This is a genomic window from Promicromonospora sp. NPDC052451 (assembly GCF_044547525.1).
Lineage (GTDB): Bacteria > Actinomycetota > Actinomycetes > Actinomycetales > Cellulomonadaceae > Promicromonospora.
The window spans coordinates 51,297-65,093 of record NZ_JBIUAP010000014.1 but is presented as its reverse complement, the minus strand read 5'-3'; the positions used below and the strand labels follow the sequence as shown (position 1 = coordinate 65,093).

General features: G+C 73.7%; 11 protein-coding genes. All 11 read right to left on the bottom strand.

Features of this window, described 5'->3' with window-relative positions; all coding sequences use genetic code 11:
- Positions 1–120: 120 nt before the first annotated feature.
- The gene (gene ftsY, locus ACIG47_RS21630) at positions 121–1,314 is read right to left on the bottom strand and encodes a signal recognition particle-docking protein FtsY (protein ID WP_397433118.1); all 1,194 of its coding nucleotides are present in this window, start codon (positions 1,312–1,314) and stop codon (positions 121–123) included.
- Between the two features lie 323 nt (positions 1,315–1,637).
- A complete protein-coding gene (locus tag ACIG47_RS21625; protein WP_397416119.1) occupies positions 1,638–2,168 on the bottom strand; it encodes a hypothetical protein in 531 nt (176 codons plus the stop codon).
- A 141-nt stretch (positions 2,169–2,309) separates the two neighbouring features.
- Positions 2,310–6,134, bottom strand: a complete 3,825-nt coding sequence (smc, locus tag ACIG47_RS21620) for a chromosome segregation protein SMC (protein ID WP_397433117.1) — start codon at positions 6,132–6,134, stop codon at positions 2,310–2,312.
- Between the two features lie 164 nt (positions 6,135–6,298).
- Positions 6,299–6,772, bottom strand: a complete 474-nt coding sequence (ndk, locus tag ACIG47_RS21615) for a nucleoside-diphosphate kinase (RefSeq protein ID WP_397433116.1) — start codon at positions 6,770–6,772, stop codon at positions 6,299–6,301.
- A gap of 68 nt (positions 6,773–6,840) precedes the next feature.
- Positions 6,841–7,281 (bottom strand): DUF4233 domain-containing protein, encoded by a 441-nt coding sequence (locus tag ACIG47_RS21610; protein WP_397433115.1) that lies wholly within the window; start codon positions 7,279–7,281, stop codon positions 6,841–6,843.
- Positions 7,278–8,963, bottom strand: coding sequence for an MDR family MFS transporter (locus ACIG47_RS21605; RefSeq protein WP_397433114.1), 1,686 nt, complete (start codon positions 8,961–8,963; stop codon positions 7,278–7,280). Before ACIG47_RS21605 ends, ACIG47_RS21610 begins: the two co-directional genes overlap by 4 nt.
- A gap of 54 nt (positions 8,964–9,017) precedes the next feature.
- Entirely contained in the window at positions 9,018–9,710 is a 693-nt protein-coding gene (locus ACIG47_RS21600; protein ID WP_397433113.1) for a TetR/AcrR family transcriptional regulator, read from the bottom strand.
- Between the two features lie 58 nt (positions 9,711–9,768).
- Positions 9,769–10,494: an HPr family phosphocarrier protein gene (locus ACIG47_RS21595; RefSeq protein WP_397433112.1), complete on the bottom strand. Its 726-nt coding sequence runs from the start codon at positions 10,492–10,494 to the stop codon at positions 9,769–9,771.
- The gene (dhaL, locus tag ACIG47_RS21590) at positions 10,491–11,180 is read right to left on the bottom strand and encodes a dihydroxyacetone kinase subunit DhaL (RefSeq protein WP_397416139.1); all 690 of its coding nucleotides are present in this window, start codon (positions 11,178–11,180) and stop codon (positions 10,491–10,493) included. Before dhaL ends, ACIG47_RS21595 begins: the two co-directional genes overlap by 4 nt.
- A gap of 21 nt (positions 11,181–11,201) precedes the next feature.
- On the bottom strand, positions 11,202–12,197 hold the full coding sequence (dhaK, locus tag ACIG47_RS21585) for a dihydroxyacetone kinase subunit DhaK (protein WP_397433111.1): 996 nt from the start codon (positions 12,195–12,197) through the stop codon (positions 11,202–11,204).
- A gap of 237 nt (positions 12,198–12,434) precedes the next feature.
- Complete coding sequence (locus ACIG47_RS21580; RefSeq protein ID WP_397433184.1) at positions 12,435–13,706, bottom strand: bifunctional folylpolyglutamate synthase/dihydrofolate synthase; 1,272 nt, start codon at positions 13,704–13,706, stop codon at positions 12,435–12,437.
- Positions 13,707–13,797: the final 91 nt, after the last annotated feature.

The following is a 13,797-nucleotide window of genomic DNA, read 5'->3' as shown; positions in this document are numbered from 1 at the left end:
TCAATCGACCGTGATGGGATCGTGATTCCTGCGCTATCCGCCGGAAACACACCGTTCTCGCATGGTGGACACAAGACAATCCGACGACAATTCGCGCTGCATTCAGTAGGCGGCCCGCATTCAGCCGAGAATGCCGTCCACGAACTCCTCGACGTCGAACGGCGCCAGGTCGTCCGGCCCCTCGCCCAGGCCGATCAGCTTGACCGGCACGCCGAGCTCCCGCTGCACCTGCACCACGATGCCGCCCTTGGCCGTGCCGTCCAGCTTGGTCAGCACGATGCCCGTCACGCCGGCGACCTCCGCGAAGACCCGGGCCTGCGACAGCCCGTTCTGACCGGTGGTCGCGTCGAGCACCAGCAGCACCTCGCTCGGCGGCACCACCTTGCTCGAGACGCGCACGATCTTGCCGAGCTCGTCCATGAGCCCCGCCTTGTTCTGCAGGCGCCCGGCGGTGTCCACGAGCACCACGTCGATCTTCTCGTCGCGCCCGCGCGCCACCGCCTCGAAGGCGACCGACGCCGGGTCGGCGCCCTCGCGGTCCGACCGCACGGTCGGCACGCCCACGCGGTTGCCCCACGTGGTGAGCTGGTCGGCGGCCGCCGCCCGGAACGTGTCGGCGGCACCGAGCACCACGCTGCGGCCGTCGGCCACCAGCACCCGGGCGAGCTTGCCCACCGTGGTGGTCTTGCCCGTGCCGTTGACGCCCACCACGAGGGTCACGGCGGGCAGGTGCGTGCCGTCGTCCGCCGTGGTCGGCTCGGTGCGCAGCGTCCGGTCCAGGCTCGGGTCGAGCAGCGTGACGAGCTCGGACCGCAGCAGCTCGCGCACGGCCCCGGGCTCGCGGACGCCGAGCACCCGCACCTTGGTGCGCAGCGCGTCCAGGAGCTCCGTGGTGGGACCAGCGCCGACGTCCGCGAGGAGCAGCTCCTCCTCGATCTCGTCCCAGTCGTCCTCGGTCAGCGCGTCCCGGGACAGGACCGACAGCAACCGGGCCCCGAGCGGCGACCCGGAGCGGGCGAGCCGGTCGCGCAGGCGCACGAGGCGGCCGGCGGTCGGGGCGGGCGTCTCCACCACCGGGGCCGCCGGCTCGGGCGCGACGTCGGGCTCCGGCCGGATGGCGGTGGCCGTGCCGCCCGCCGCAGGCTCCGCGGTGGCCTGGGCCGACGCCCCGGGCTCACGCTCCAGGGTGGTCGTGCCGCCGCCCCGCTCCTGGTCGTGCCGACGACGGCGCGCCACCAGCAGGCCGGCGACGCCACCGCCGCCCGCGAGGACGACGACGGCGGAGATGATCTCGATCCAGGGAAGCTCGTTCACGCCCCAGATTCTTTCATCCCGCGCGGGGCGGTGCGGAAGCACTCTCGCGGGCAGGTCGGCCCGCACCCGCACCCGCACCCACGGCCCGGCACCGCCGACTCGTTCGGTCCGTTGCCCGCCCGGTCCCCGCGAGCTCGGTCCCTTGCCCCGAGACCGGTCGATCGATGGACCGAAGTCAGGGCACCGGACCGAACATCGAGCCGGACGTCACGCTGTTGACCGAAGTCGCTGCACGCACCGGCCGCCGACCGGGCGCACGCCGTCGAACCCGCGGCTGTCACACCGCGGAACGGAACGATGTGGGGCGAGCGCCCCGCGGCCGGCTAGCTGGCGGCCTGGGCCGGGCCCTGGTCCGCCGGCGGCTCCTGCGGGATCTTCTGCACGCTGCGCACCGGGCGCACCGCACGGAGCTGGCCGGGCACGAGATTGGCCGGCTTGAGCGGCACCGTGCCCAGCGGCACGTGGAGCGTCTTCTGCGCCTGGTCCCGCGCGCGGTTCAGCACGTCGGTGAGCTCCTCCGCGTCGACGTACCCCGGCTTGGACTCGATGGTCGCGGCGAAGAACTCGGACATCCCCATGTCGACCGGGGACGTGTCGGGCTTGAGCACGGGCGGCTTGCCGACCCAGACGGACGGGGCACCCACCGCGTGCGTCGCCACGGCGGACGCGCCGTGCCGGCGACCGTCCCGGCGACGCGAGTGATCACCCCGCAGACGCGCGAGACCCGACCGGAACCACTGGAGGAACGAGAAGTCCTCGGCCTTGTTCGAGGGCGCGTCCATCTGGCTGGCGACGACGAACACGCCGACCGCCAGGACCAGGCACACCACGAGCAGAATGACCGACCACCACATAGCCCTATTGTGTCGTGTCTTGTCCGGTCGCGCCGTGCGGACCGCCGCGACACGCCGGACGACACGCACGAACGTGCCGGGAGAATTCGCTCACACCCGAACGTTCCTGGCCGGGGACGCGAGAAATTCACCCGCTCGGGCTCAGGCGGTCACCGTCTCCCGGTCGCCCATGCGCTGGCTGATGAGCGTCGTGACGCCGTCGCCCCGCATGGTCACGCCGTACAGGGCGTCCGCGACCTCCATGGTGCGTTTCTGGTGCGTGATCACGATGAGCTGGCTGTCCTTCTGCAGCTCCTTGAAGATCTCGATGAGACGCCCGAGGTTCACGTCGTCGAGCGCCGCCTCGACCTCGTCCATGATGTAGAACGGGCTGGGCCGGGCCTTGAAGATCGACACGAGGAACGCGACCGCCGCGAGCGAGCGCTCGCCGCCCGACAGCAGCGAGAGCCGCTTGACCTTCTTGCCGGCGGGCCGCGCCTCGACCTCGATGCCGGTGGTCAGCAGGCTCTCCGGCTCCGTGAGCGTGAGCCTGCCCTCGCCGCCCGGGAACAGCCGCGGGAAGATCTCCAGGAACTTGGCGGCCGTGTCCTGGAACGCCTCGGCGAACACCTGCTGCACGCGCTCGTCGATGTCGTCGACGATCTGGAGCAGGTCCTCCCGCGACTTCTTCAGGTCCGCGAGCTGGTCGGTGAGGAACTGGTGCCGCTCCTCCAGGGCCGCGAACTCCTCCAGCGCGAGCGGGTTCACGGCGCCGATCCGCGACAGCGCCTTCTCGGCCTTGGCCAGCCGCGCCTCCTGCTCCTCGCGGACGTACGGGACCATCCGGTCGGGCTTCGGCTCGGCCGGTGCGGCCTCCTCGGCCCCCGCCTCGCCGTCCGGCGCCGGCTCCTCGGCGGGTTCCGCCCCGGCCGCCGCGACGACCACCGCGGTCGCCGCCGGGTCGTCGGGCCGCAGGCCCGCCTCGTGCAGGGCACGCGTCCGCGCGATGAGCGCGTCCTCGCGCGCGGCGGCGCCGCGCGGCAGCGGCGGGTCACCCGCGTACCGGATGGGGTTGCCCTCCTCGTCCCGCTCGACGACGGCGCGTCGCTTGCGGCCCCGGACCGCGACGTCCCCCTCGTAGACGGGGACCATCTGGTGCGGGCCGAACTCCTCCACGAGCACGTCGGGGTCGGTGCCCAGCTCCTCGGTCGCGCGGGTCTGGAGCTGCTCCAGGCGCAGCATCTGCTGCGCGCGGGCCACCTCGTCGCGGTGCGCCACGTCGGTCAGCTCACGCAGCTCGGCGGTGAGCGACTCGACGCTCCCGCGCACGGCCAGGAGCTGCTCCGACCCGGCGGCACGGGCCTCCTCGGCGGCGGCCTTCTCGGCCGTCGCCCGGTCGAGCGACCGCGCGATGGCCTCCAGCGCCACGGCGACGCCCTGCTGAACCTCCAGCGCCCGCGCCGCGTCGCGCCGTCGGGCCTCCTCGCGCTCGGCGGCGCGGGCACGGGCCTCTCGTTCCTGCTCGGCCGCCGCGACCAGCGCCTGCGCGCGGCCGGACACCGCGCGGGCCCGCTCCTCCGCCGTGCGCAGGGCCAGCCGTGCCTCGGTCTCGCGCCCGCGCGCGGCGGTCGCGGCCTCGGCGGCGGCGTCCCGCTGGGCCTGCAGCTCGTCGACGGAGCCCTCGCCGTCGTCGGGCTCCTCCTCGGCGATCGTCATGCGCTCGACGAGCGCCTCCAGCTCGAGCTCGTCCTCCGCGCGGCGCGTCTGCGCCTGCTCCAGCGCGGCGCGATGCCGGTCGGCCTCGGCCCGGGCGGCCCGGGCGGCGGCGCCCAGGGACCCGAGCTGCTCGGCAGCAGCGGCACGCGCGGCGTCGGCCTCCCCGAGGCGGGCCAGCGTCTCGTCGTAGCGTTCCTGGGCCGCGGCGCGCTCGGAGCGGGCGCGCTCCAGGTGCGCCGAGCCGTCGGCCTCCCGGGCCGCCGCCTCGTCGCGCGCCGCCTTCGCCTCGTCGAGCGCCGACTGCAGGTGCAGCACGCTGGGCGCGGCCGCCGACCCGCCCCAGGCGCGCGTGGCACCCAGCAGGTCGCCGGCCCGGGTCACCGCGACCACGGGCTGGTCACGCACGAGCACACGGGCACGCGCCAGGTCGTCCACCACGACGACGTCGCGCAGGATCGTCCGCAGCGCGGCCGACGCCGGGCCCGCGACCTGCACCACGTCCGTGGCCCAGCGGGCGCCCGCGGGCAGCTCGACGTCGGGGCGGCCGGCCTCCGCGGCGGCGCCGCCCACGACCAGGCTGGCGCGGCCGGCGTCCTGGTCCCGGAGCAGCCGCAGCGCGTCCACGGCCTCGTCGACGCCCGCCACGGCCACGGCGTCCGCCACCGGGCCGAGCGCGGCGGCCACCGCGTCCTCGAAACCGGCCTCGATGCCCAGGAGCGCCGCGACCGAGCCGAGCACGCCTGCGTGGTCGGCGGCCAGCAGGGTGCCCGCGCCGTCCTTGCGGTCCAGGCTCAGCTCCAGTGCCTCGACCTTGGCGGCCGCCGCGCTGCGATCCCGCTCCGCCGTGGTGACCTGCTCCTGGAGGTGGCGCACCTCGGCCTTGGCGAGCTCCAGCACCTCGGACGCCGCCTCGTGCGCGACGTCGAGCCCCTCCACGCCGTCCTCGCCGCCCCCGCCGACCTCGGCCTCCAGGGCGCCGAGCTCGCGCGAGGTCTCCTCGACCCGCTGCTCGGCCTCCAGCAGCGCCTCCCGCAGGCGGTCCAGCTCCGACTGCGCGGCCTCGACGCGGCTGCGGCGCGCGGCGACCTGGCCGGCCAGGCGCGCCAGGCCCTCGCGCCGGTCCGCGGCGGCGCGCAGCAGCGCCGCGTGCGACCGCTCGGCGGCCTGCGCGGCCGCCTCGGCCTCCGCGCGGGCGTCGACGGCGGTCTCCACGACCTCGCGGGCCATCTCGACCTCGGTGACCAGCTCCTCCTCGCTGGCGCGGGCACGGGCCGCCTGGGCCTCGAGGTCGTCCGGGTCCTGGCCCTGGTGCGCGGGCTCGGCAGTGCCGAGCAGGCGGGCGCGCTCCCCGGCCAGGGACTGCAGGCTGCGCAGCCGCTCACGCGTCTGGGACAGCGCGAAGACCGTGTCCCCGGCCTGGCTGACCTGCTGCGACTCGGCCGACATCGCGGCCTCCAGCCGGGCCAGGGTGCCACGGGCCTCGGTGAGCGCGGCCTCCGTCTCGGCCTGCCGCTGCTTGAGCGACCGCTCGTCGGCGAGCTCCTGCTCGAGCTGGGCGGTGAGCTGGGCCAGGTCGTCGGCGAGCAGGCGGGCCTTGGCGTCGCGCAGGTCCCGCTGCACGGTCTGGGCCTTGCGCGCGGCCTCGGCCTGCCGGCCGAGCGGTCCGAGCTGCCGCCGCAGCTCGGCGGTCAGGTCGCCCAGGCGCGCGAGGTTGCCCTGCATCGCGTCGAGCTTGCGCAGCGCCTTCTCCTTGCGCTTGCGGTGCTTGAGGACCCCGGCGGCCTCCTCGATGAAGCCGCGCCGTTCCTCGGGGGTGGCACGCAGGACGGCGTCGAGCTGTCCCTGCCCCACCACGACGTGCATCTCGCGGCCGATGCCGGAGTCGCTCAGCAGCTCCTGGATGTCCAGGAGGCGGCAGCTGTTGCCGTTGATCGCGTACTCGGAACCGCCGCTGCGGAACAGCGTGCGCGAGATCGTCACCTCGGTGTAGTCGATCGGCAGCGCGCCGTCGGTGTTGTCGATCGTGAGGGAGACCTCGGCACGGCCCAGGGGCGCGCGGCCGGACGTGCCGGCGAAGATGACGTCGTCCATCTTGCCGCCGCGCAGCGACTTGGCGCCCTGCTCACCCATGACCCAGGCCAGGGCGTCGACCACGTTCGACTTGCCGGAGCCGTTGGGGCCCACCACGCAGGTGATGCCCGGCTCCAGCTCAAGGGTGGTCGCCGACGCGAAGGACTTGAATCCCCGGAGCGTGAGCGTCTTGAGGTGCACTGGGTGAGCCTAACTGTGGATACGGGTTGAACGTCGGACATCCGGCGGATGTACGCCGAAGCAGAGCGTCCGTCCGGGACGCGCGGACGACGCCGCGCACGTCCCGGACGGACGCTCTGCTCCTACGGTCCGACAGGTCAGCGGCCGCGCCGTCCTGCGGGATCTCAGCCCAGCTCGGGGAACCAGAGGGCGATCTCGCGGGCGGCGGACTCGGCCGAGTCCGAACCGTGCACCAGGTTCTGCTGCACCTTCGTGCCCCAGTCGCGGCCCAGGTCGCCGCGGATCGTGCCGGGGAGGGCGTCGGTCGGGTTGGTGGCACCGGCCAGGGAACGGAAGCCCGGGATCACGCCCTCGCCCTCGGCCACGACGGCCAGGACCGGGCCCGACATCATGAACTCGACCAGGGGGCCGAAGAACGGCTTGCCCTCGTGCTCGGCGTAGTGCGCGGCCAGCAGCTCGGCGGTGGCGTCCTTGAGCTGCACGGCGCGCAGCGTGTAGCCCTTGGCCTCGATGCGGCGCAGGATCTCCCCCGACAGGCCACGGCGCACGCCGTCCGGCTTGACGAGGACGAGGGTGCGCTCGGCCACGGGCTGCGTCGAGGCCTCCGTGGGCAGGGTCTTCTCTGCGACGTCGGTCATGACGCCCACCTTATCGGGCTGCAGAGGTGCGGACGCCCCCGTCACCAGGGTGACGGGGGCGTCCGGGGTCAGGAGGCGTTCGGCGCCGTCTCCGGGTGGGCGGCGTCGTACTCCGCCCGTTCGCGGTCCACACGCGCGCCCAGGCGCAGCGCGTAGACCCACAGCACCACGAAGATGCCGCCGACGAGGAACATCATCGGCACCAGCAGGCCCATGGCGAGCACGGGCACCTGGGCGACCGTCCCTGCCGCCCGGCCGGCCGGCGTGCCCTGGGCCCGGGACAGCACGAGCAGCACCAGGACCAGGACGCCGCCCAGCACCCAGATCACCGCGCTCGACTCGATGCGCAGGGGCCCGCGCCCGAAGTCCGAGTCGCGCAGGCCCCACACCGCGAGCGTCGCGAACAGCACGAGGAACACCTCGAGCAGCAGCGTGGTGGACGTGAACTGCACCAGTGCGGACTTCTTGGGCCTGATGCGGTCGCCGGGGGCGGGTCGGTCCTTGCTCACCGGTCCAGGATATCCGTCTCCTTGCGACCGGGGACCGGGTCCGTCCTGGGCTCGGCGGTGGGGACGGCGTCGGCGTCCGGCACACGGTCGGCCGCGGGCGTGCCCGCACCCTCCACGACCGCCTCGCCGCGGGCGACCATGCCGGCCTCGTTGGAGAGCTTGACCTCCTTGAGGAACAGCGCGAGCACCAGGCCCACGACGACCAGCGGCACCAGGTACCAGAACGCCGGGGCGAGCGAGTCGGCGAACGCGTCGACGACGCCGCTGCGCAGGGGCTCGGGGAGCTGCTCCACGAGTGCCGGCGTCAGGCCGGAGCCGCCGCCCGCCGGTGCGGCCCCCTCGGGCAGCCCCGCGAAGACCTCACCCAGGTTGTCCGTCAGGCGCGAGGTGAACACCGTGGTGAACGCCGCCGTACCGACGGCGGCACCGATCTCGCGGAAGAAGTTGTTCGACGACGTCGCCGTGCCCAGCTCGTGCGGGTCCACCGAGTTCTGCACCGCGAGCACGATGGTCTGCATGATCAGGCCCATGCCGGCGCCGAGCACGAAGATCATCGCGCCGAAGAGCCACAGCGACATGCCACCCTCGAGACGGGTCAGCCAGATCATGCCGAGGATCGTGACGGCGAGGCCGACCACGGGGTACATCTTGTAGCGGCCCGTCTTGGAGATCGCGAAGCCGGAGACGATCGAGGTCAGCATCACGCCGGCCATCATCGGGAGCATCAGCAGGCCGGACTCCGTGACGCCGGCGCCGGCGGACATCTGCAGGAACGTCGGCAGCATCGCCATGGCGGAGAACATGCCCATGCCGAGCACCAGGCCGATGAGCGTGGTGATGGTGAAGGTGCGGTTCTTGAACAGCCGCAGCGGGATGAGCGGCTCCGCCACCCGGTTCTCGATGAGGATGAACAGGCCGACCATAACGGCGGTGCCCAGCAGCACGCCCAGCAGCGTCGGGTCGGACCAGTCGTAGCCGTCGTGGCCGAGCGACTCCCAGCTCGTCAGCAGCACGATGCCGGTGGTGCCGAGCGCCATGGTGAGGATGCCGCCCCAGTCGGTGGGCCGGCCCGAGCGGTGCGAGGGCAGCTTGAGGGCGAAGTAGGCGATGAACCAGGCGGCGATGCCGATCGGCACGTTGATCCAGAAGGTCCAGCGCCAGCCGGGGCCGTCGGTGAGCCAGCCGCCGAGCAGCGGGCCGGCGACGGCGGAGATGCCGAACAGGGCGCCCATCGGGCCCATGTACTTGCCGCGGTCGGACGCCGGGATGATGTCGGCGATGATCGCCTGCGACAGGATCATCAGGCCACCGCCGCCCAGGCCCTGCACGGCGCGCCAGGCCACGAGGGCCTCGAAGGACTGCGCCATGCCGCCGCCGAGGGAGGCGACCACGAACAGGCCGACCGCCACGAGGAACGGCCAGCGCCGCCCGTAGAGGTCACCGAACTTCCCGTAGAGGGGCATGGCGATCGCGATCGCCAGGATGTAGGCGGTGATGACCCAGCCCTGGTGCTCCACGCCGTTCAGCTCGCCCACGATGGTGGGCATCGCGGTGCCGACGATGGTCTGGTCCAGGGAGGACAGGAACATGGAGGCCATCAGGGCCCCGAAGATCAGCCAGATCGTGCGCTGGTTGAGAACGACCAGCGGCTTGTCCGGCGCCGTGGCGACGGCGTGGCTCATGGGTGACGCCTTTCTGGGGATCAGGTCGTGCGAGGTGCGGGACGAGGAGGAGGTTCAGTCGAGGTCGCGTGCGACGACGTCGACGAGCTGCGCGACGGCGCCGGGCAGGTGGTCGGCCGGGCTGCCGGTGTAGCCGGCGTGCTCCCAGGCGACGAGCGAGGTGCGCAGGAGGAGCAGGACGAGCATCGTCAGCAGCTCGGTGTCGGTGCTGAACGGGGTGTGCGCCCGCCGGGCCTCGAAGAGCTCGACGAGCTGGTTCTTGTGCCGGTCCATCCAGACCACGTGGCGGCGCAGGAGACGCGGCTCGTGCTGCATCAGGTCCATGGCCCGCTTCACCCGGTCGTGGGCCTCGTCGGCCGTGGCGAGCAGGGCGGCGACCAGGGCCTCGAGGTCGGACAGCAGGTGGCCGGTGGGACCGCCCTCCACGAACGTCCGGACGACGGCCTCCGGCAGCCCGGCGTCCTCCGCGCCGATCACGGCGTCGTCCTTCGACTCGAAGTAGTTGAAGAAGGTGCGCGGCGAGACGCCTGCCTCCGCGCTGATCATCTCGACGGTGACGGCGTCGAAGCCGTGCTCCGCGACGAGCTGCTGCGCGGCGTCGATCAGGGCCAGGCGGCGCGCGCGCTTCTTGCGCTCACGCAGCCCCTGTTCGGCCGGCGACCCCTCGAGCGCCCCGGCGAGCTCGCGCAGGCCGGGGCCTGACGTGTCCGCGGGCGCGACGGACTCGCGCGAGGAGGTGGGAACCATGCCTCAATTCTTGCACCCCGCGCAAAAATTCATCAACTGCAAAAAGATGAGACGGGCGTCACACCTCGCCGAAGCCTCCGTCGATCATCTCGACCACCGTGGCCACCGCCTCGGCAGCGCGCTCCCCCGTGGCCTCCACCCGCAGCTCGCGCCCCTGCGTGGCGCCGAGCGCCATGAGCTGCAGCACGCTGGAGGCGTCCACGCCGTCGATGGTCACGGCCGCACCGAGCTCGGCCACCTTGCGCGACACGAGCGCCGCCGGCCGCGCGTGCAGGCCCAGCGGGTTGCGCACCGTCACGGTGCGCGACGTGGCGCTCTCCGCGTCCGGCGCACCGGCCGGCTGCGGCGCCTGCGCCGCCTCGATCGCCGCGAACATCGACGCCGACGCGGTGGCCGACTCCAGCACGGCGGCCCGGTCCGCACCGCCGTGCGCCGTCACCGCCGCCGCGACCGCGCCCTCCACGAACGGGGCCCGCGCCAGCACCACGTGCTCGGCCAGGGCGTCGTCCAGCTCCAGGGCCGCCTCGACCGTGAGCACCGACGACCCGAGGTCCCCGAGCACGACGACGCCGCCCCCGCCCGGCGCCGCGGCGTCGTCCAGGGCCGTCAGGATCTCCGCCAGCGCCTTCTGCACCGCGTCGAGCGAGGTGCCCAGGCCGCCGTCGGGGCCGCCGCCCACGCCGCGCACCAGCACGTCGGGCGCCATCTGCCCGGCGAGCTCCGCGGCGCCGCGGGCCAGGTCCGCGGAGTGGGAGACGAGCAGCAGGGCCACGCGCGCCGTCATGCGACGTCGTGGGGGTCGGCGGGCGCGGCATCCGGGGCGGACAGGGCCGCGGCCATCGCGGCACCCAGCACCAGCGCGGTGGACCGGGCACCGGGGTCCTCGTGCCCCGCGCTGCGCTCACCCAGGTAGGAGGCACGGCCCTTGGTCGCGATCATGGGGATGGTGCCGGTCGCCGCCGAGTCGGCGGCCTCCGCCGCCGCCCGCAGCACGTCCACCTCGGAACCGCCGCCGCCCGCCGCGGCCTCGGCCGCCTCGACGGCCGCGTGCCACGCGTCCACCATCGTCTTCTCCCCCACCGTCGCCTTGCCGCGCGAGGTCACGCCCTCCAGCGCGGCCTCCAGCACCGCGACGACCACGGGCGGGTCGATCCGCGGCCGGCCCGACACCTTCGCCGCGCGCAGGTACGCCGTCCCGTACAGCGGGCCCGACGCACCGCCCACGGTGGACATCAGCGTGGTCGCCACGAGCTTGAGCACGTCGCCGACCGTCCGCTCGTCACCGGCGCCCTGGTCGGCCGCGGCGTCGTCCAGACGCGCCACCACCGCCTGGAAGCCGCGGTGCATGTTCTCGCCGTGGTCGCCGTCGCCGATCTGCCGGTCGAGCTCGGTGAGCTCGTCCTTCGCGTCCGCCACGGCATCCGCCGTGCGGCGGACCCATCGCTCCGCCCAGTCCGCGTCCAACGCCATGTCCGCCAGCCCTTTCCTGTCTCACCACCGAAGTGCCGCAGTGTTCACCGGCGCGTCCCAGAGAGCCTCCAGCTCGTCGTCCAGCCGGAGCACCGTGACCGACGCCCCCTGCATCTCGAGCGACGTCACGTAGTTGCCCACGAGCGACCGGGCGACCGTCACGCCGCGCTCCTCGAGAAGGCGCCGCGCTCGACCATAGACCACGTACAGCTCCGAGAGCGGGGTGCCGCCCATACCGTTGACGAACAGCAACACTCGCTCGCCGCCCGTCAGGCCCAGGTCGTCGGCCACGGGCGTGAGGAGCATCTCGGTGACCTCGTCGGCGCTCGCCGCGGGCACCCGGTGCCGTCCCGGCTCGCCGTGGATGCCGATGCCCACCTCGATCTCGTCGTCCCCCAGGTCGAAGCTGGGCCGACCCACGTGCGGTACGACGGGCGCGGCCAGGGCCACGCCCATGGAGCGCACGTTCGCCACGACGCGCTCGGCGACGGCCTTCACGGTCGCCAGGTCGGCGCCCCGGTCGGCGGCCGCCCCCGCGATCTTCTCGACGGCGAGCGTGCCGGCCACACCGCGGCGGCCGGCGGTGTACAGGGAGTCCTCGACGGCGACGTCGTCGTTGACCAGCACCGAGGCCACCTCGACGTCCTCGGCCTCGGCGAGCTCCACGGCGGTCTCGAAGTTGAGCACGTCGCCCGTGTAGTTCTTGACGATCGTGAGCACCCCGGCGCCGCCGTCCGCGGCCTGGATCGCGGGCAGGATCTGGTCGGGCGTCGGCGAGGTGAACACGGCGCCCGGCACGGCGGCGTCGAGCATGCCGGCGCCCACGAACCCCGCGTGCAGGGGCTCGTGCCCCGAGCCCCCACCGCTGACCAGGCCCACCTTGCCGGTCACCGCGCCCCCGGCACGGCTGACGAACACGGGTGACGTGCTCACCTGGACCAGGTCGGCATGCGCGAGCGCGAAGCCGGCCAGGGAGTCGGCGACGGCGTCAGCAGGATCGTTCAGCAGCTTCTTCACGGCGACCTCCTCGTGGGCTGCGCGACCCGGCGACGGCGCCGGGCCGGCGGACGCGTCCCATGGTTCTCATGTAACACCACACCGGCCCGGGTCGTACAGGACACCGGGCGCCGGACGGACAGGTCACCCGGGTGACCTGTCCGTCCGGCAGGGCCGTGGCGGACGGCCCGGTCGGGCGCGGCGGACGGCGCGGTCAGGCGCGGCGGACGGCCCGGTCGACCGCGGCGGACGGCGCGGTCAGCCGCGGCCGACCAGGATCCGCGTGTCTGCCACGGTCACCACGGAGCCGGTGACGAGCACGCCGGAGCCCAGCCCGGTGCTGCTCGTGTTGTCCGCCTCGGCGAGGTCCGTCGCCACCTGCAGCGCCTCGTCCAGCCGCGCCGCCACGTGCACGCGCTCCTCGCCGAAGACCTCGCGCGCCACCTCGGCCAGGTCCTCCGGGTCGGCGGACCGTTCCGACGAGTTCCGCGTAACCACGATCTCCGCGACGGCCGGCTCCAGGACGGACAGGAGACCCTCGGCGTCCTTGTCCGCCATGACCGCGACGACGGCGACGACGCGCTCCAGGTTGAACGACTCCTCCAGCGCGTCCACCAGGGCCTCGGCGCCAGCGGGGTTGTGCGCGACGTCGACCAGCACCGTCGGGCTGGTCCGCACGAGCTCCAGGCGGCCGGGCACCTCGACGTCCGCGAAGCCCGCCTCGACGATCTCCGCCCCCAGGGCGCGCCCGCCGGTGATCAGGGCCTCGGTGGCCGCGAGCGCCAGGAGCGCGTTGTGTGCCTGGTGGGCGCCGTGCAGCGGCACGAAGATCTCCGTGTACACGCCGGCGGGCGTGCGCAGGTCGACGAGCTGCCCGCCGACGGCGATGCGCCGGTCCACGACCTCGAGGTCGATGCCCTCACGGACCAGGTGGGCGCCCACCTTCTCGGCGCGCTCGAGGATGGGGCCGAGCGCGGCGTCGGTCTGCTCGGCGATGACGGCGGTCGCGCCGTCCTTGATGATGCCGGCCTTCTCGGTGGCGATCTCCTCGACGGTGGAGCCGAGCCAGCGCTCGTGGTCCAGGGCGACGGGCGTGATGACGGCGACCTCGCCGTCCACCACGTTGGTGGAGTCCCACGTGCCGCCCATCCCGACCTCGACGACGGCGACGTCGACGGGCGCGTCCGCGAACGCGGCGAACGCCATGACGGTGAGCACCTCGAAGAAACTGAGACGGGGCCCGCCCTGCTCCTGCGACTCGCGGTCGACGACGCCGATGTAGGGCGCGACGTCCTCGAACACCTCGACGAACCGTTCCTGGCTGAGGGGCTCGCCGTCGACGGAGATGCGCTCGGTGACGCTGGTCAGGTGCGGAGAGGTGAACCGTCCGGTGCGCAGGCCGTGCTCCCGCACGAGGCGCTCGACCATCCGAGCCGTCGAGGACTTGCCGTTGGTGCCGGTGATGTGGACGGTGCGGTAGGCGCGGTGGGGGTCACCGAGGAGCTCGAGGACGCGCTGCACTCGGGCCATGGTGGGGTCGATGTCGTGCTCGGGCTGCCGGGACAGGATCTCCTTGTAGACCGTGTTCAGCGCCTCTTGGATGGCGGGGTCCGCGTTCTCG